This window comes from Acidovorax sp. T1 (assembly GCF_002176815.1).
GTDB lineage: Bacteria > Pseudomonadota > Gammaproteobacteria > Burkholderiales > Burkholderiaceae_C > Acidovorax.
Genome location: NZ_CP021649.1, coordinates 16,438 through 35,185 on the forward strand (window position 1 = coordinate 16,438; position 18,748 = coordinate 35,185).

18 protein-coding genes are annotated in these 18,748 nt (G+C 64.1%); 9 read left to right on the forward strand and 9 right to left on the reverse strand.

Features of this window, described 5'->3' with window-relative positions:
- Positions 1-22: 22 nt before the first annotated feature.
- The gene (locus tag CCX87_RS19085; protein ID WP_198314819.1) at positions 23-1,555 is read left to right on the forward strand and encodes an AarF/UbiB family protein; all 1,533 of its coding nucleotides are present in this window, start codon (positions 23-25) and stop codon (positions 1,553-1,555) included.
- A gap of 27 nt (positions 1,556-1,582) precedes the next feature.
- A complete protein-coding gene (locus CCX87_RS19090) occupies positions 1,583-2,626 on the forward strand; it encodes a type II glyceraldehyde-3-phosphate dehydrogenase (RefSeq protein ID WP_087748522.1) in 1,044 nt (347 codons plus the stop codon).
- A gap of 65 nt (positions 2,627-2,691) precedes the next feature.
- Here the strand turns inward: CCX87_RS19090 and CCX87_RS19095 are convergent, their stop codons facing one another.
- From CCX87_RS19095 to CCX87_RS19130, 9 genes are all read right to left on the reverse strand, one after another.
- Positions 2,692-3,954, reverse strand: coding sequence for a hypothetical protein (locus CCX87_RS19095; RefSeq protein WP_005794599.1), 1,263 nt, complete (start codon positions 3,952-3,954; stop codon positions 2,692-2,694).
- 105 nt (positions 3,955-4,059) lie between these two features.
- Complete coding sequence (locus CCX87_RS19100; RefSeq protein ID WP_087748523.1) at positions 4,060-6,480, reverse strand: xylulose 5-phosphate 3-epimerase; 2,421 nt, start codon at positions 6,478-6,480, stop codon at positions 4,060-4,062.
- A gap of 106 nt (positions 6,481-6,586) precedes the next feature.
- The gene (locus CCX87_RS19105) at positions 6,587-6,985 is read right to left on the reverse strand and encodes a hypothetical protein (RefSeq protein WP_005794603.1); all 399 of its coding nucleotides are present in this window, start codon (positions 6,983-6,985) and stop codon (positions 6,587-6,589) included.
- Between the two features lie 239 nt (positions 6,986-7,224).
- Positions 7,225-8,580 (reverse strand): SAM-dependent methyltransferase, encoded by a 1,356-nt coding sequence (locus tag CCX87_RS19110; RefSeq protein WP_087748524.1) that lies wholly within the window; start codon positions 8,578-8,580, stop codon positions 7,225-7,227.
- A gap of 152 nt (positions 8,581-8,732) precedes the next feature.
- Positions 8,733-9,185, reverse strand: a complete 453-nt coding sequence (locus CCX87_RS19115) for a MerR family transcriptional regulator (protein ID WP_087748525.1) — start codon at positions 9,183-9,185, stop codon at positions 8,733-8,735.
- A 213-nt stretch (positions 9,186-9,398) separates the two neighbouring features.
- Positions 9,399-10,544 (reverse strand): acetate/propionate family kinase, encoded by a 1,146-nt coding sequence (locus tag CCX87_RS19120; RefSeq protein ID WP_198314817.1) that lies wholly within the window; start codon positions 10,542-10,544, stop codon positions 9,399-9,401.
- A gap of 13 nt (positions 10,545-10,557) precedes the next feature.
- Positions 10,558-10,806, reverse strand: a complete 249-nt coding sequence (locus tag CCX87_RS21165; RefSeq protein WP_162143883.1) for a hypothetical protein — start codon at positions 10,804-10,806, stop codon at positions 10,558-10,560.
- Between the two features lie 33 nt (positions 10,807-10,839).
- Positions 10,840-11,148, reverse strand: coding sequence for a flagellar hook-basal body complex protein FliE (fliE, locus tag CCX87_RS19125; protein ID WP_026435761.1), 309 nt, complete (start codon positions 11,146-11,148; stop codon positions 10,840-10,842).
- A gap of 255 nt (positions 11,149-11,403) precedes the next feature.
- Positions 11,404-11,757, reverse strand: a complete 354-nt coding sequence (locus tag CCX87_RS19130) for a hypothetical protein (protein ID WP_198314823.1) — start codon at positions 11,755-11,757, stop codon at positions 11,404-11,406.
- Between the two features lie 32 nt (positions 11,758-11,789).
- Between CCX87_RS19130 and istA the strand changes: the two genes are divergently transcribed.
- From istA to CCX87_RS19165, 7 genes are all read left to right on the forward strand, one after another.
- Positions 11,790-13,418, forward strand: a complete 1,629-nt coding sequence (gene istA / locus CCX87_RS19135; protein WP_087744503.1) for an IS21 family transposase — start codon at positions 11,790-11,792, stop codon at positions 13,416-13,418.
- The gene (istB, locus tag CCX87_RS19140; protein ID WP_056269326.1) at positions 13,415-14,179 is read left to right on the forward strand and encodes an IS21-like element helper ATPase IstB; all 765 of its coding nucleotides are present in this window, start codon (positions 13,415-13,417) and stop codon (positions 14,177-14,179) included. The genes istA and istB overlap by 4 nt, the downstream gene beginning before the upstream one ends.
- Positions 14,180-14,499: 320 nt before the next feature.
- Complete coding sequence (locus tag CCX87_RS19145) at positions 14,500-14,826, forward strand: hypothetical protein (protein WP_026435760.1); 327 nt, start codon at positions 14,500-14,502, stop codon at positions 14,824-14,826.
- On the forward strand, positions 14,823-16,253 hold the full coding sequence (locus CCX87_RS19150; RefSeq protein ID WP_086911994.1) for a TolC family protein: 1,431 nt from the start codon (positions 14,823-14,825) through the stop codon (positions 16,251-16,253). The genes CCX87_RS19145 and CCX87_RS19150 overlap by 4 nt, the downstream gene beginning before the upstream one ends.
- Before the next feature lie 16 nt (positions 16,254-16,269).
- A complete protein-coding gene (locus CCX87_RS19155; RefSeq protein ID WP_087748582.1) occupies positions 16,270-17,682 on the forward strand; it encodes a multicopper oxidase family protein in 1,413 nt (470 codons plus the stop codon).
- A 33-nt stretch (positions 17,683-17,715) separates the two neighbouring features.
- Entirely contained in the window at positions 17,716-18,207 is a 492-nt protein-coding gene (locus CCX87_RS19160; RefSeq protein WP_087748527.1) for a cupredoxin domain-containing protein, read from the forward strand.
- A gap of 79 nt (positions 18,208-18,286) precedes the next feature.
- Positions 18,287-18,628 carry a copper-binding protein gene (locus CCX87_RS19165; RefSeq protein WP_087748528.1) on the forward strand — a complete coding sequence of 114 codons (342 nt, stop codon included), beginning with the start codon at positions 18,287-18,289 and terminating at the stop codon, positions 18,626-18,628.
- The last annotated feature ends 120 nt before the right edge of the window (positions 18,629-18,748 follow it).

The window sequence follows — 18,748 nt, forward strand, 5'->3', positions numbered from 1 at the left end:
GCGCCGGGCGACGCAGATCGCAATGGCGCTGACCGGGGTCCTGCTCTGGGTGGCCTGGCACCGGGGACTCATGCGCTGCGACACGCACCGGGCGGCCGAGCGCTTTGCCCAAGTGCTGCAGCGATTGGGAACGACCTTCGTGAAGCTGGGCCAGCACCTCAGCCTGCGCGCGGACGTCCTGCCTCCCGATGCGCAACGGGCCCTGGCCAGCCTTCAGGCGCATGTGGCGCCGTTTTCTTCGGAACAGGCTGTCCAGGAGGTCGAGGCGGCCCTGGGCCGCCCTTGGCAAGAGGTCTTCGCACGCTTCGACATGCAGGCGCTGGCCGCGGCCTCGATCGCGCAGATCCATCGTGCGGCGCTGCCCGACGGGACGGAGGTCGTGGTGAAGATCCGCCGCCCTGGTGCGGCCGAGCAAGCCGAGACCGACATGCGCATCCTGCGCCGGCTGGTCCTGGCCATTCAGTGGTTCGTCCCCTCGCTGCGCCGCTGGGGTCTGGCGGCCATCGTGGACGAGGTTGCGGCGAACTTCCGCTACGAAATGGACCTGTCCCGGGAGGCGAGTTCCGTGCGACGTTTCGCCGACGCCTGGCGAGACTCTCCGGACATCGTGCTGCCCGACGTGGTGGACGAGCTGTGCACATCGACGGTGATGGTCCAGCAGTTCAGCCGCGGGGCCCACCTGCACGGTCTGCCGCCTGCCATGGGCGCGGCCGCTGCGGGCAAGCTCGTGGACAGCTACATCGTGCAGATCTTCCGCGATGGCTTCTTCCATGGCGATCCACACCCCGGCAACGTCTTCGTGATGGACGATGGCCGCATTTGCCTGCACGATTTCGGCATCGTGGGACGGGTCGACCGCAGCATGCGGCGCGCTTTGGTGGCGTTCGCGCTGGCCTTCGTCGAGCAGGATGCCGACTGGGTGGTCGACGCCTGGCTGGACCTGGGACTGGTCGGCGAGGGCACGGATCGGGCCGTCTTCGTGCCCGTGGTGCGCGCGCTGGTCGCGGACTGCGCAGAGCACCCGCTGAAAGACTGGTCGCTTTCCGATGCGCTCGCGCAGCTCGTGGCGGCCGGCCGGACCCAGGATGTCCGGCTTCCTAGAGACCTGCTGGTACTCACCCGCACACTGCTGCTGCTCGAAGGGACGGTACGCCTGCTCGCGCCGGACTTCTCCATCATCGAGGCCATCTCGCGCCACACGGCAACCGGCATATTCGATGAGCGCAAATCCGCGGCGTCGCAACGTCTGCCCTACGAGCTGGGAAACGCAGCCAACGCGCTGCCCACGCTGCTGGCGCGGCGCCTGCACAGCGTACTGCGGCAGCGTGAGTTGCTGCAACTGTCGATCAAGCCCGACGCCCGGATGCTGAGCGGTATCGACCGCCTCGGCCGCCGCATCGCCCTCGCGCTCGTGACGCTGGGCCTGTACATCGCGTCAAGCTTGCTGATGCAGCACGCCGTAGGCCCTCGCTGGGGCGACATGCCGGTGCTCGCGCTGCTGGGCTATGCGCTGGCGATCCGGTTCACGTTTTTCATTGCGCGCAGCCGTGGCTGACGCGTCTCATCAAGTCAGGAGCAAGGAATGAACAAGGTCAGAGTGGCGGTGAACGGGTACGGTGTGATCGGCAAGCGGGTGGCAGACGCGGTCGCGCTCCAGGAGGACATGGCACTTGCCGGCGTCGCAGACGTGGTGCACGACTATCGACTACAGGTCGCCGCGCAGCGCGGCTTCGCCATCCACGCGGCAACCTTTGAAGCTGAAGGAGCGATGCGCGCCGCAGGTCTTGCTTTGGCGGGCAATCTGGCAGAACTGCTCGCGAAGGCCGATGTCGTGGTCGACTGCACGCCCAAGAAAGTCGCTGCGGTCAACAAAGAGGTGTACGCCGCGGCCGGCGTGAAGTCGATCTTCCACGGTGGTGAGTCTCATGCGCTGACGGGGCACTCATTCGTCGCGCAAGCGAACTATGCGTCGGCCATCGGCCGCGAGTCCACTCGCGTGGTCTCCTGCAACACCACGTCCATCGTGCGAACGCTGGGGGCGCTGCGGACGGCCGGCCTGCTCAAGCGTGCACGCGGCACGCTCATCCGCCGCGCATCCGACCCCTGGGAAGCGCATGCTGAGGGCATCATTAACACCCTCGTGCCGGAGAAGGCGGTCCCCAGCCACCAGGGACCGGACGCGAGGACCGTGATCCCGGACCTGGATGTGGTAACGATCGCGGTCAAGGCGTCCCACAACAGCAGTCACCTGCACACCTGGTGGGTCGAACTGACGAGGCCGGCAACGCGCGACGAGGTGCTGGCGGCCTTCCGTGCGGCACCACGGATCGCGTTCGTGCGTTCCTCGGATGGCCTCGTGGCACTCAACAGTACGGTGGAGCTGATGTCCGATCTTGGCCGCCCGCGCGGCGACATGTGGGAGGTCGCCCTGTGGGAGGACGTCCTCGCGGTAGATGGCGACCAAGCGTACTACACCTACCAGGTCTTCAACCAGGCGATCGTGATTCCCGAAACCATCGATGCGATCCGCGCGCTGAGCGGCATCGAGTCCGATCCGTCAGCGTCAATCGCTCGGACGGATGCCGCACTCGGCTTGCGGCACGACTTCATCCACGACCGCGACTAGGCGTCGATTCACGCTTGGGCGGTACATTCTGCCGCTGGTGCCGCTGGTGCCTCGACGACCGTGCATCACAGCAGGTGCGATATCTCGTTCAACGGCTTTAGGCCTGAGCCGAATCTGCCGATCGCATCGCGATGCGCGCCAAGCTCGCTGTAGGGGAGGTAGCGAATTCCCAGCTCCGCCACCCGCGTGAATGCCGGCCGACGCAACTGGCTGCGGACATCCTCGCGGCGAGCGTCCGGCGCCACCAGGAACATCGATACGCCCGCTCCCAGTTCCGTTCCCAAGGCCAGGTCGAGCATGCGCACGATGCCGGAATAGATCGAGGTCGAGTGCTCGACCTCGAAGGCAGCGGCGACCTTCGAGCCGTCGGCCTCCACCCAAATGACGTCGATCAGGCGAACAGAGTCCAGACCGGCCCGGGCCTGCGCGGGGAGCTGCGTCAGACAGCCGTCTCCAAGGCGACCTCCCTGATAACTGCGCCCCTGATCGTTGGACGCAATCCAGACACCGTAGCCGAGCGACTTGCCCAGGTCGCGCAGCCATCCCTGAATTTCGGTGTGGGTCGCGTCGCTCTCGCGCTCCGCGGCCCAGCGTTTGTGGGCCGCGGCCGATTCCTCGCGCACCTTTTCGAGATCGGCCTCCCAGCCCTGGAGGGCGGCCGCATCGTCATCGCGCGGTGGCGCCGCGTACCGGCCCGAGCCGATGTCGAACAGCAGCCCAGCCAGTGCCCCCATGTCGTTCGACAACGCGTTGCGGTGCTGGGCATTGAGGCGAAGGCCGCCTTCGCGCATCGAGAGGTAGTGCTCCCACTTGCCGAGCTTGACGCTGCTGCCCGTGACCGCGTTGTAGCCCTTCACGATCGCGGTGTTGAACGGCATCACGATCGTGGGGTGAACGAAGTACAGGAGATTCGCCACGGCGGGGCCCAGACCCTTGATCTGACGAGCGTCGATCCGCCGTATTGCTTCGATCACTTCCTCTGCGCTGTTGCAGCAGTCGCAGGTGTGCAACAACCGGGCAAAGGCCTGTTGGTTGGTCGCGTTCTCGTAGATGTCGGGAATGCGCAGCTTGGGCTTCCACAGGAATGCATGGTCTGCCCCCTTGAAGATTTGGCGCTGCTCGGCCACCGAGCCGACCACCGTTTCGAGCGAGGAACCGCGGAATGCGCTACCGAAGGTGCCCGCATCGATGTCCTTGACCACCTGCGCCAGGCCGCGGCGAATCGAGCGGAAGTTCTTCAGCCGTTCTTCCCAAAGGAACCAGGTGTTGTAGGTGCTCAGCGGATCGGCTTTCCAGTGACCGATGAGAGTTTCAAGCGCGTGGGACATGGTCTCGATAAATGGGCGGGCACAGGGTTCCAATTGGACCACGGCCTCGTACCGATCGGCGCCGGAAACGACGTTATTCTTGTCCCTATGGGGAGAACAGGGGAATCATGCCGAGACCATCACCGCCCGCGGGTCGCCGTGGCCTCCCACCGCGGCCAACTCCTCGGCGGTCAATATGCTCGCGGGATCGACGCCGAGCGCCTGCGCTGCCTCGGTCGCGACGTGCGCCCACGTGCAGCGGTTCGCGAACAGCATGCCGGCAACGTCGAGCGTCCCACCGCGCGCCTGGTAGCCCAGTGCACGGGTCTGCCGAGGCCCGGTATCGATGCGACGCAACAGGCCCAGCGTCGGCTCCGGCCGCATGTGCGAGACGATGACGCGCACCGCAGCGGTGTCCGGGAACAGCGAGCGCAATGCCGCGTCGCCCGCCACGAAAGCCCGCTCGCGCTCGTCGCGTGGCAGCCGGAAGCGGCCCGGCTCGAAGACGCAGGTGACTGCCGTCCGATGCCCGGCGTCGTCCAGCCGCCGCGCCGCGAGCAGCGCCTGCTGTAGCTGGTACGCACCGATGGCGACCAGCAAGACATCGGGTGCGTCGCAGGGCTTCACCACGCAGGCACCCTCATCGGCCAGACGCTGGGCCTGTTCGCCGCTCAGTTGGCTGGCCATGGCCCGCTTTGGAACGACCAGTGTCCAGAACTGGCCATGCGAGGTGTAGGCGGCTCGCAGCGCCGCGACGGCACTGTTGGCATCCACCGGGAACAACACACGTGCGGTGTCGGACATCTCGCCCAGCAGCGCTTCGGCCAGTGTCGGGTCCTGATGGGACTGCTCGTTTTTGCCGTTCTCCCAGGTGTGGGATGTCGCCACCGTCACTACCGACAGCCAGCCCGGAGGCATGCCGGCCTCCGCCTGGTGGCGCGCGAACAGGATTTCCTGCCGCAGTGCACCCAGCATCTTCACGGCAAAGGCCTCGTAAGAAACAACGAGGTTGATGCCGCCCTTGTTACCCAGCGCCGCACTGACCACAGCCTCTTCGTTGAGGGCCGTGATCACGGCACCATCCACGGCTTCAGCCAAGCCCGGTTCGGGCGTGAAGACGCGGTGTTTGAGCAGGTCCAAGGTCTGGCCCATGCGGTTGCTGCGCAGCTCGTCGGGATTGCCGACGCGCGGGCGCAGTTGAGTATTGGCCTTGATGATTGCGGCGAAGGCCCCGTCGAGCGCGCCCATCGGCGAGACATCGTTGTCGTGCCACTGCGGCTCCGGAAGCCTCGGCGCTGCGACCTGGCGATGCGCTAGGGCATGCTCCCGCTCAAGGGGACGGCGCTGCACCTCATGCCTGCAGAGCAGGGCCACCGCTTGGTCGATTTCACCCGGCGGTACAAACAACGCGCGCGCGCCCTCGTTGAACTGCTGCCGTGCTGACGGGTCGAGACGGGGATTGCCCGCCAGCGGCAGGTTGTGCGCGGCGTTGGTTCCGGCACCGGGAAAACCGAATCCTTTGGGCGCTTCGGCGATGGTGTAGTGAAGTGGCACCGGGTACTGAACGGTTCCACGCGAAACCCCCGTAGCGCAGGCCGCCAGCCGTTCCTCCATCGCGTGGATGGCCCAGGCGAATGCGGCGGGGTCGGTGCCGTCGATCTCCATAGGGTCGAAGCCGTTCAGGCGCAGATGCTGCTGGAACCATTCGAGGCCGCCCTGCTGCTGCATGGTGCTGCGCTGCTCAATGCGACGGCCGTTGAGGATCATGAACGGAGCCACGAATCCACTGTCCTCGGCGCGCCACCAGCGCGGCGCCCAGTCGCTGCCGCGCTGCTCCTCGAATGCACCGTCGCTGAGGAACACCACCAGCCGTTCGCCGGGCAGGGGCATGTGCACGTACTGCAGTTCGGCAAAGCCGAGATAGCCCCCCTCGGACAGGCCGCCTGCCGTGTTCGGGCCGACGTGGCTGCCCAGCGGCGAGGCCGGGCGCCCCTGCGCGTCGATCGCGTAGCTGTAGAAGTCCCGAGCGAAGCGCGTAAGGCCGTTCTCGCTTCGGTCGTACCGCTCGGCGTGGCGCGGCGTCATGTTGCCAACAAGCAGGTTGCAGGCGTCGATGCCCGCCACGCAATGGCCTTGACCCATCAGCCAGCCGCGTGTCAGGCCGCTGAGCGCGTTCGCGGCAAGGTAGCCGACATAGGCCGGCACGATGTTCAGTGATCCGCCGGTGTGGCCTTCAGGCGTCTCCTTGTAGTCCTCGGCCGCCATTTCCCGGCCGTCGGTATAGACCCGATCGGCATAGGTCATGTGAACCGTTAGCCACATCCCGGCCACGGCCAATCGGTCTGCGGCCCACAGCGTGCGGTAGATCGCGGATGTGTCGCTCGCCTTGCCTTCGGCGACCAGCACCTGTGCGAGGTCGTGGATTCGCAGCTGCGTGAGGTCGTTGTGGGCGATGGGGCCATGCCCGCGCGCCCAGCGCGCGAACTCGGGATCGAATTCGCGGAACAGTCGCACCCGCTCGGCGACCCAGGGGAGGTTGTGATTCATTTTGAAGGTCCTTGGAACCGACCCGCAATGACGAGCGTCGGCGGGGTTGGGAACGCCGGCGTCTCGGATCGCCGGCGCAGAAACGAATGGCATGGCGCTCGGCACGTCAGACCTGCCTCGCATATAGCACCACGGCCACGGCCCACAGCAAGGCAGGCAGCAATAGCACCCAGCGGAAGTCCGAGTGGAGGACGAAGTCCATCGCACTCATCAGCCCGACCGTCACAAGCCCGGAGAACGCGACGGCCCAGCCGGTACCGCCTTGCCGCTCGCGCATGGCCATGCGCGCCAGGTGGACGATCAGTACGCACGCGCCCGTCATGAAGCCGCCCATCACCGTGAACACGATTCGCCGCCATGCCTCCAGACCGGGTGCCAATCCACGAAGCCGATCCAGCGGCACGCTGATGAAGCGCGGATCCTCGGGCAGCAGCGCCGGCCGCAGGAACACGAAGTAGGCGCCCAGCCTGACGAGCCAGACGCCGCAGGCCATGAACAGCGACATGGAGGTGCGCGGCGCCTGCGTGCGCAGAGGTGCCACCGCGCTGTGTCGGCGGGCGTCTCGGCGTGCTTGTCGGCGGCTCACGGCGTACCATCGCTGCGGCGACCGCGTCACTGCGACCACGCGAAGCCGAACTGCGGATAGGGCGAACGCGGGTCTGCTGACCGTCCACCTCCACGCCCTCACATTGACCTGCATCGGACAGAAGAATACAACTCGCGCAACCCGGTCAGCGGGCCTGCTCATTTTTCGCGCACCGTCATTGGCTTTGATGGGGTAGTACCCGAGTAAAGATCGCGGCGCGTCAAAGGAACGGGCCATCTTCCGTCGTCTCGTTTGGACGCTACGATCTGGTAGATCCCTGTGCCGCCCGCCTCGAATTCCAGCGCGCATGCCGCCATGTACAGGCGCCAGACGCGGAAGGTCACCTCATCGACTTCCTGCAGAGCCTCCTCTCGGCGCGCTTCGAGTCGCTGAACCCAATGACGCAACGTCAGCGCGTAGTGTGATCGAAGACCTTCGACATCATGGATTTCGAAGCCGGACCGCTCCATCCCGAGCTGGATGTTGCTGACGCAGTCCAATTCGCCGTCAGGGAAGACATAGCGGTTGATGAAATCGGTCGCGACAGTTCGGTTCCAGCCCTCTTCGTCATGGGTGATTCCATGGTTGAGGAAGAGCCCGCCCGGCCGCAAAACACGCTGCACCACGGCGTAGTAGGCCGGCAGATGAGCGAGGCCCACATGCTCGAACATGCCGATGCTGGACACCTTGTCGAATACGGTAGTGTCATCGAGGTCGCGGTAGTCGCGCAGCTCAACCGTGACGAGGTCCTGCAAGCCTTCTGATCGGATGCGCTCGCGCGCGTATTCGAGCTGCTGCTGGCTGAGAGTGATGCCGTACGCGCGCACGCCATGTTCTCGTGCCGCCCAGCACACGAGTGCGCCCCAGCCGCAGCCGATGTCGAGCAGACGTTCGCCCGGCTGCAGCCGCAGCTTGCGGCAGATGTGCTCCAGCTTGTTGCGCTGCGCCTGGTCCAGCGTGTCGTCCGGCGTCTCGAAGTAGGCGCAGGAATAGACTCTCTCGGCATCGAGCCAGAGACCATAGAACACGTTTGAAACGTCGTAGTGGAATGAAATTGCTGCTCGGTCGGTTTGGCGCGAATGTCGATGGGAGAAGCGGCGCGCAACGCGCGAGGCCAGACTACGCGATGGTTTCAAACCATCCTGGTCAGACACGCGCAGTATCAGAGCGTCGCGCAACAGGGCCAGCTTGTCGCGCCAGGAGAGCGAGAACTTCTCGAAGTGCGCCTTGAGCCCAAGCGCGGTGTACAGGTCCCCTTCGATGTCGATGGTGCCGCGGAAGTAGGCCTCCGCCAGCAGCAGAGGATCCGGCCGCAGGACAAGGCGTCGAAGCAGACCCGGGTCGCGGATGATCAGGGTGTACTCTGGATGCGCCTCGAACTCGTGCAGGAGCACATCGCCCAGACGCAACGCCGGCTGGCGCTCGATGCCGGCCAGCAACCGGCGCAGGATGCGCAGCGCGGCGGCATTCATGTCTGGTGACGGGGATTGCGCAAGTGTCTTGGAATGGTTCATCTGGGGCACCTCAGTTGCTCGCGTGCAGCGCAAGCTGCGATGTAGCAGACGACTCTTTTTCGCGCCGGCACGATCGACATGACCAACGCCACTTTTTTGCATGTCCGTAGAGCCTCATGATGTCTGGGAATATCAAAACCGATCAAAGTCGGTCATGCGCGTACACGACTAGACTTCGCTCGCACAGATTTGCGCTTAACGTCCGCTGCCGCTCCTTCGATCAAACTGCAGACGGAATGTCCATCCGGTATCCCGTCAGGGAGTCGCGTCCAGTCGCGGTCTGCCTGCTGCATGCGCAGATGCAGCTCCGTCGCTTCCTTCAGTCGTCGAGCCTGTTCGTCAAGCCGCTCGCTCAGCAGCGCCCGAGCGCGCGGACAAGGAGATGTTCCGCGTTGACTCATCTCAACGAACTCCGCGGCGTCCTTGAGCGTGAAGCCGAGCGCCAATGCGTTGCGGATGAACCGCACCCGCGCCACGCTGCGCTCGGAGAACGCGCGATAGCCGTTCGCGCCGCGACCATCCGGCACCAGGAGGCCAACCCGCAGGTAATGGCGCAGCGTGTCTGGGGTCACACCTGCCTCCCGGGCGCATTCAATGAGTTGCATCACCGTTCTCCAGCGGGGTAGTCTCGCGTCGAAACGCATGGCAGGAGTTTGAACCCAGGTGCCGCACATAGGTCAAGAGCGTGGGTGTTTGATCGGCTGTGATCCCATTGTCCGTGCGCTTTCGGAAGTACAACCGGCAGAACACGGTGACAGGGGTGGACCGGCTTGTGGGCGACGCCGAAAGCGGGGCTGTTGCTGACCACGGTGCTCTCCCTATTCATCGATTTCGTGTTCGGCACTTACCGAACCATTCAACAACCTGGCAGTCTCGTGCGCGATCACCCACTGTTCGCGCGCACGCACGGCCAGCACCGCGACCGAGGACCTTGACGCCTGAAGCTGGGCGACTTCGGATGCCGGACTGAAGGCGCGATTGCGCTCCTCGTCCAGATGCAGGCCAAGGAATTCCAAGCCGTCCAGAATGCGGCAACGCAGCGTCGGGGAGTTTTCCCCTGCTCCGCCAGTGAAAGCCACCGCATCGCAGCCGCCCATCGCCGCGGCGTAGGCACCGATGTACTTGCGCACGCGGTAGGCATGGACCTGCAACGCCATTTGGGCAGCAGCATGACCATCCCGCGCGCGACTCTCGATCTCGCGCAGGTCCGAGCCCACACCCGACAACGCCTTCAGTCCACTGTCGCTGTAAAGCGCCGCTTCGATTTGCACCAGTGACAAGCCCAGGGTACGCGCGACATAGCCTGGCACGCCGGGGTCGAGGTCCCCGCTGCGTGTGCCCATCACCAGACCTTCCAGGGCCGTCATCCCCATCGAGGTGTCGACAGAGCGGCCACGGTCGATCGCGCAGACACTTGCCCCATTGCCGATGTGGCAGCTCACGATGCGCAGTTCGGATGGAGGCCGCATCAACGCGGAACTGACAGCCGCCAGTACGCTCTGGTGCGACAGGCCATGAAACCCGAATCGCCGCACCCCAACTGCGCGCCATGACTGCGGAACGGCATAGCATGAGGCGTGTTCTGGCATGCCGGCATGAAAAGCGGTGTCGAAGACCGCCACGTGGCGCACGCCTGGCCAACGCTCGCGCGCGATGCGGATGCCGGCCAGTGCAACGGGGTTGTGCTGCGGCGCCAGCGCAGCAGCCTGGTCGATCTCGTGCTCGACTTTCGCGTCCACGAAAGCCGCCTCGCGCAAGAAGGGGCCACCGTGTGCGACACGGTGGCCGATGGCATCGAGCGACGTCACGCCGGACCTTCGTACTCGCTGCTCGATCTCGTCAAACGCCGCGACATCAACTGCGGGATGGTCGATCGTCGACTCGATCACAGTCGTGGCCGATGCCGGGTCGAAAACCCCGAACTTGAGGGTCGCACTGCCGGCGTTGATGGCTAGGATGTGCATGTCTTGGTCGCCGTCAGTGCAGATCGACGTCGCGACTGCCGGCCTCGGCAGTATGAGCCAGCCAGTACAACAGGACAACACACAGTGCGAGCAGCGCATGGAGCCACCAGCCCAGTTCATGGGCTCGGTGCTCCAACACCCCGGTACTAAAACGGCTCTTCAGGCGATCAGCAGTCAAAGCTGGAGGGGCCTTTGTCAAAAAGGCTCCAACTCCAGCTTGTTCGCCACGTGAGCCGGCGATTTCAGCAACGAGTGCGCTCATTACCTGCATTTGTACTGCTTCGCCTTCCGAGCATCAGACCTGCATGTTCATTACATCGGTGTAAGCCTGAACAATTCGGTTTCGGCTCTGCAGCGTGGCCTGAAATGCAATGTTCGACTTGACTCCTGCAAGCATCGTTTCTTCAAGACTGACAGTGGGGTTGTCTAAGGTGACCTCGCGGCTCAGGCGCCCAGATTCACTTTGCAATTGGCTCGTGGTCGCTAACGCTTGCTTCATCGCGTCCAAAAATCCACCGTCTTGAACTGTGGATGCTTTGGACACCAACTTGCCCACCGGATTGAATGGCAGTAGTGCGTCAAGCGAGTTTGTGGTGACGTTCATGGTGTGTCCATTGTCGAACTGACGGAGGTTATGAGGGGCCTTTTTTGCTGGAGATCGAGACCAGCGATCGATACGAAATAGTAAGTGTCGCCAGCCGATCAAGAAGCCCTGCAACTGGTGCGTCAGTCGTTCAATTGCACAGCTATGGATAACAGAAACGTCATCTTGCCGACATCGCCGTGAGTTGCCGGTACGCGTAGTGGTGCGCACCGCAAAGCATGAAGGTTGGCAGGTGCCACGCAAAGGGAGCGTGGTCTACGGCCGTTGCGCAATCTCCAGCAACGGTTTGATGCTGGAGCCAAAGCGGCTCCTGGACGCGTGGTTCTGCTCCAGTTGGCTGTCGGGCAGATAACGGATCTTCAGCTCCGACACCCGGGAGCGCAGTGGAAGCGGCCACTGACGCGAGAAGCGCAGATGCGACGCTACGGGCTTGATGCCCTGCGCGCACGGCGCTCCAGCGTCAACTGGCGCGGCCCCTGGTGGAACCCCGGGCCAGGCCCTGATGGCCACCCAAATTCCCCCGTCTATGGCCACCTCAAACTCCCCCACCTGAACTGATCGGGGATAGGGGTTTAACGCCGGCGTCGTCGGCACCTGTTGGCAGGACATTGATCCAGTCTTCCCCGAGGGAAGGCCAAGGAGTGAATGTCTTGAAGTCCAACCAACGCGCCACCATAGAGACACTGCTGGAGCGCAACACATCGCAACGCGAGATCGCCCGCATCACGGGCATCGACCGCAAGACGGTCAGGAGCTACCACCAGCGCTGGCTGGAGCAACTGCAGTCAAATTCCCCCGGGGTGGCCACCGGCTCGGCAGGTCAAATTCCCCCACCCTGGCCACCGGCTCCTGGGCCGGTGGCCACCTCCCTGTGCGAACCCTGGCGCGAGTTCATCGAAGCCCAGCTGCGGCTGAAGCGAAACGCCACGGCCATCTACCAGGACCTGGTCGACCAGCACGGCTTTGATGGCCAGTACAACTCGGTCAAACGCTTCTGTGCAAAGTTGCGGCACAAGGAGCCCGAGCAGTTCGATCGCCTGTCCTTCCTGCCCGGCGAGGAGATGCAGGTGGACTACGGCGAGGGCGCGCCCACCCGCGTGCCCGGCAGCGACCGGTACCGCAAGCCCCGCCTGTTCGTGGCCACCTTGCGGTATTCCCGTGCCAGTTTCCGGTGCGTGGTCTGGAAGTCCAGCCAGCAGATCTGGGCCGAGCTGCACGAGCGGGCCCTGCGGTACTTCGGGGGCTGCCCCCAGTACGTGGTGCTGGACAATCTGAAGGAAGGCGTCCTCAAGCCCGACCTGTACGAGCCCGATCTCAACCCGGTGTACGCCGCCGCCCTGGCGCACTACGGCGTGGTGGCCGACCCGGCGCGGGTGCGAGACCCCAACCGCAAGGGCACGGTGGAGCATGCCATCGGCCATACCCAGGCCACGGCCTTGAAGGGCCGGCGCTTTGAGTCCATCGAGGCCCAGAACGAGTTCCTGGCGCACTGGGAGAAGAGCTGGGCATCCAAGCGCATCCACGGCACCGAGCGACGCCAGGTGCAGGCCATGTTCGAGGAAGAGCGCAGCCACCTCAAACCCCTGCCAGTGCTGGGAATGCAGTATTTCGACGAGGCGGTGCGCACCGTCTGCGACGACAGCTGTGTGCGGGTGGATCACAGCAGCTACGCCGCTCGCCCGGCGAACATCGGCTCCAAGGTGTTGGTGCGCATCTACGCCCAGCGCATCGAGATTCGTGACATGCACACCCGTGCCTTGCTGCGCACCCACGCCAAGGCCGAGCGTCCCGGCACGGTGATTCTGCCCATGGAGGAGCGGGTGTTCAATCCGTCTCGCGAGACCCGCCTGATCCTGCGTCAGGCCGGCGAGATTGGTGAGCACGCCAGCCGGCTGTGTGAGCTGCTCTTTGCCATCGAGGGTCGTGTCGGGCAGCGCAAGCTCTGGGGCATTGTGGGACTCATGCGCCGTTACCCGGCGCACTGCATCAATGCCGCCTGCGCCCAGGCCCTGGAGCAAGGGGTCTACAGCTACAAGCGCGTGCTGGCGCTGACCGAAGCCCTCTTTGCCCAGGCGATGGCGGCCATCGAGGCTACCTGCGGCGAAGCACCCGCCGCCGGTGCCCACGCGCTGACGCAGCAGCATGAGCTCATCCGAGACGCTGAGGAGTACAGCGATCTCTTCGCGCTCGCCGCCGCCACGGCAAACACCACCACCACCACCACCACCACCACCAACAACACCACCAACGCACCGGGAGTTCAGCCATGAACATGATCGAGATCGAACGCGCGCTGCGCGAGCTGCGCCTGTCCGGCATCGCCGAGACCCTGTCCACCCGCGTGATGCAGGCCCAGGCCGCCCAGCAGCCTTTCCTGGAGACCTTCGCCGCCATGCTGCAAGACGAGCTGGACCGCCGGCGCTCTCGCCTGACCGAGCGCCGCTTCAAGCGCTCGGGTCTGGATGAGCGCCCCTCGCTGGCTGACTTCGACTGGCGTTTCAACCCGAAGCTGCCGCGCAGCGCCTGCTTCGAGTTGCACACCCTGAAGTTCATCGGCGAGGGGGCCAACGCGCTGATCATCGGCAAGCCGGGCACCGGCAAGAGCCATGTGGCCAAGGCCGTGGCCTACCAGGCCACGCTGCAGGGCTATGACGTGCGTTACCTGGAAGCCGACACCGAGTTCGCCCGTTACGCGCTGGCCACTACGGCAGAGCGCACCGAGCTGCTCAAGGACTGGGTCGCGCCGGACCTGCTCGTCCTCGATGACCTGTTCCTGGCCAGACGCATCAGCGAGCATGCCGCTGAAGTCCTACAGGCCATCGTGCACCAGCGCTACAAGCTGCGCCGCGCTGTTCTCATCACGTCCAACCGCGTGGTGCAGGACTGGGGCAAATACCTCGGCGACGCCACCATGGCCAGCACCATCCTGGATCGCCTCATGCACCGCTGCGCGATGCTGGAGTTCGAGGGCAAGAGCTACCGCCTCAAGGAGGCCGCTGCACGCATCGCCATCACACCCGAGTCGTCATAATCCGACCGTCCTGCCTGGGGGAATTTGGGGTGGCCAAGGGTGGGGGAATTTGACCTGGCCATCGGGGCAGGCACATGGTCGCCGCACTGCCGCCCAAATACTTCACAGGCGTGGGGCTTGTATCGGTAGTTGACCATCCACCAACACCTCCAGCGTTTCACTTGAACCGCCGTAGGCGGAACCGCACGTACGGTGGTGTAAGAGGGGTGAGGGGTTACCCCTCACCCCTCTCGATCATGACAAAGATGTAATGAAGCCGTTATGCTTTTGACAGCTAGTCGTTTGCACAATGACAAAAGTCAAAAATGCATCACAAATCCATGAACAATCTCTGGCTTTCACGACCTACCTCAAGCCTCTGGCTGGGCGCCGCACTAATGGTGCCGTCCCTGGCATTTGCACAGATGCCAGAGGGCGAAACCGCGAAGGTGGGCTACCTGCTCTCGTACCGATCAGCCCTCTCGGGTTACGAGGCCTACAAGGAGCAGTCCGTCCAGCCCTGGAAGGCGGCGAACGACAAGGTGGGTGAAATCGGCGGCTGGCGCGCCTATGCGAAGGAAATCAAGTCGGGCCAGCCCGGGTCCGCCAAGGACGCTGCTCCCGTCACCGACCCGCATTCTGGCCATCACGGGGGAGAAAAACCATGATGCGTTTGCGTGCCACTCACGCCAAACTCGCTCTATCTGCACTCGGACTGGCGGTGCTGACCGGCTGTGCCAGCGTCAGCCTGGATCAGAACATCAATCGTGTCAACGTCGAAGCGGGCAGCTTTACCGAAGGCAAACTCGCCTTGGCTCGTACCCAGGAGGAAAGCGACCAGCGGGCGCAGGCCGCTCAAGCCTTGCTTGCGCAGCCTCTGGGTCAGAAAGAAACCGTTCAGTTGGCTTTGGTTAACAGCCCGTCTTTGCAGGCCCTGCTGGCGCAAGGCTGGGCGGAGTCTGCCGATGCCGCGCAGGTGGGGCGGATTGCCAACCCCATCTTCAGTTTTGAGCGCATGACGGCCGGCACTGAGCTGGACTTGGGGCGTGCGCTGTCCTTTGGCCTGTTGGATCTGCTGACCCTGCCGACCCGGTACGGTGTCGCCACCCGGCGTATCGAGCAATCTCAATTGCGCCTGACCGGCAGCGTGGTGGACCAGGTCACCGGGGTGCGCCAGGCTTGGGTACGGGCCGTGGCCGCGCAGCAGGCGCTCCAGTATGCCAAGCAGGTCTATGACAGCGCCGAAGCGGGCGCCGAATTGGCCCGGCGCATGCAGGGCGTGGGCAACTTCAACCGCATTACCCGCGCACGCGAGCAGGCTTTTTATGCCGATGCCGCCACCCGACTGAGCACGGCCCAGCACCAGGTCACGGCCAGCCGGGAAGAACTGGTACGTTTGCTGGGGCTCGATGAAAGCCAAGCGCAAGCGCTGAAGCTTCCCGAACGTCTACCCGATCTCCCCAAGCAAGCACTGGATCCGCAGGCGGTTGGCTCGCTGGCGACCAAGGCGCGGCTGGACATCCGTCTGGCGCAGGCTGCGCTGGATGGCGCTGCCAAGGCCCAGGGCTTGAACATGGTGACCAGCTTCACCGATATCGAACTCACTGGGCGCCGCAATACCACCTTCGACAATGCCGAGGGCACCCGCTCTACCGCGCGCGGCTGGGAAGTCGCGGTACGCCTGCCCATCTTTGACTGGGGCGGAATGCAACGCGATGCGATGAACGCTCGAACGCTGGCGGCCGCCAACCAGCTTGAAGGCACGGTGCGTTCCGCGGGCTCCAGCCTGCGCGAAAGCTATTCGGCCTATCGAACGGCCTACGACGTGGCGCGGCACTACCGCGACGAAGTGGTTCCGGTGCGTAAGGTGATCGCGGAGGAGAACCAGCTTCGCTACAACGGCATGCTGATCAGCGCGTTCGAACTGCTGGCCGATGCGCGCGACCAGGTCGGTGCCGTCACGGCGGCCCTGGACTCGCAGCAGCAATTCTGGCTGGCCGATGCCGCATTGCAGGCAGCCGTAATCGGACGCCCCACCAACACCACCTTGTCGGTCACCACCAGCGCCCCCAGCGACGCGGGTGCCGGTCACTGATGCAGAGACGATTGCCATGACATCCAGAAGAGATTTTTTCAAGGTCGCCGGTATTGCTGGCGGCGCCGTTGCGGCCGGCGCGGTCAGCCGTGTCGCCATGGCGGCCCTGCCTGAGCCCGTCATTCAGACCAGCCCGAACACCATGGCCCCGCTGATGCCCAATTCGGGACGGCCGTACAACCCAGTGGTGACGCTCAACGGCTGGACGCTGCCCTGGCGCATGAATCAGGGCATCAAGGAGTTCCACCTGGTCGCCGAACCGGTGGTGCGCGAAGTGGCACCAGGGATGAAGGCCCACCTGTGGGGCTACAACGGACAGAGCCCCGGCCCGACCATCGAGGTCGTCGAGGGCGACCGTGTGCGCATCTTCGTGACCAATAGGCTGCCCGAGCACACCAGTGTTCACTGGCACGGCCAGCGCCTGCCCAGCGGCATGGATGGCGTGACCGGTCTGACGCAGCCGGCGATTCCGTCGGGCAAAACCTTTGTCTACGAGTTCGTGGCGCGCCGCCCGGGCACCTTCATGTACCACCCGCACGGCGACGAGATGGTGCAAATGGCCATGGGCATGATGGGTTTCTGGGTCACGCACCCGAAAGCTAGGCACCCGCTGATCGACGAGGTGCAACGGGACTTTTGCTTCCTGCTCAGTGCCTATGACATTGAGCCCGGCGCGGCTACACCCAAGGTCGCGGAGATGACGAACTTCAACCTGTGGACCTGGAATAGCCGTGTCTTTCCTGGCATCGACTCTCTGAACGTGCGTCTCAACGACAAGGTGCGCATCCGCATGGGCAACCTCACCATGACCAATCACCCGATGCACGTGCATGGCCACGAATTCGTGGTCACGGGCACCGATGGCGGCCCGACGCCCAAAAGCACGCGCTGGCATGAAGTAACCACCGACGTGGCCGTGGGGCAGATGCGCCAAATCGAGTTCGTCGCCGACGAGGAGGGCGACTGGGCTTTCCACTGCCACAAGAGCCACCACACCATGAACGCCATGGGGCACGACATTCCCACCATGATTGGCGTGGATCACAGCGGCCTTGCCAAGAAAGTCAACAAGCTCATCCCCGACTACATGGTCATGGGCGAGCGCGGCATGGCCGACATGACGGAGATGGAAATGCCGATTCCCGACAACACCATCCCGATGATGACCGGCCAGGGGCCGTTCGGCTCGGTGGAGATGGGTGGCATGTTCAGCGTGCTCAAGGTACGCCGCGACCAGAAGCCGGGCGACTACAAGGATCCGGGCTGGTACAAGCATCCCGCAGGCACGGTGGCGCATGAGTACACCGGCCCCATGGCCGAGCCCGCGCGCTTCAGCGCCGAGGGCGGCCAGTCCATGCCGCGCGTTCGCAAGCCTGCAACGCCGACCGAAGTCAAGGTGCGCAAGCCCACTTCGCATGGTGAGCATTGAGTTTTCCCTTCAGTTATCAACGAGAGCCAATCCATGAAATTCACGCGCTCCACTATTTCTCAACTCTTCGCCATGGCTGCACTGGCCGCATCGGGGGCAGCCTTCGCTGCCGGCAACCATGCAGGTGGCCACGGTGACGAGGGTGAGACAGCCATTGGCAAACCCGGCGTCGCCGCCAAGGCCCGTCGCACCATCACCATCGAAATGAGCGACAACATGCGCTACACGCCGTCGAACATTCAGGTCAAACAGGGCGAAACCGTGCGCTTCGTTGTCAAGAACGTCGGCCAGGTCAAGCACGAACTCAGCCTGGGCACCGAGAAGGAGCTGCTGGAGCACCTGGAGCAGATGAAAAAATTCCCGGACATGGAGCACGACGAACCAGGCAAGGTCACGCTCGCACCGGGCAAGCAGGGTGAAATCGTCTGGCAGTTCACCAAAGCGGGCGCCGTGAACTTCGCCTGCCTGATGCCTGGCCACTATGAGGCCGGCATGAAGGGCGCCATCCAGGTGGGCCGCAAGTGATGGTCTGAAGCGCCCACCACAGTTGGCCCAGCCATGGCCGGGCCAGACCATAGATCCAACTATTTACCCATAGGTCACCATGAACACCATCCAACGTCTGCTCACCATCTCCGCCCTTGCCATGGGCGCTGCCCTGCCGCTGGCGGGCCATGCTCAGGTCAGTCCCAATTCAGGCCAGACCTCGGCCCCCGCACCCGCATCTATGACCGATGGCGAGGTCAAGAAGGTCGATCTGGAAAACGGCAAGATCACCCTCAAACATGGGGACATCAAGAACCTGGACATGCCCGGAATGACCATGGTCTTTACCGTCCGCGACAAGGGGCAACTCACCAACCTCAAGCCTGGCGACAAGGTGCAATTCATGGTCCTCCAGGAAGGCGGGAAGATGATCGTCACCGATATCCAGCCCGTGCGCTGAGCAAATTCACAACCGCACCATCTCGTCGGGCGCGGCAGCCCTAGTCAGCCCCTCCACCACAAGGAGGAGGCATCATGTTCATGCGTATTCCACGCCATGGCGGACACGATTCCATGCTGA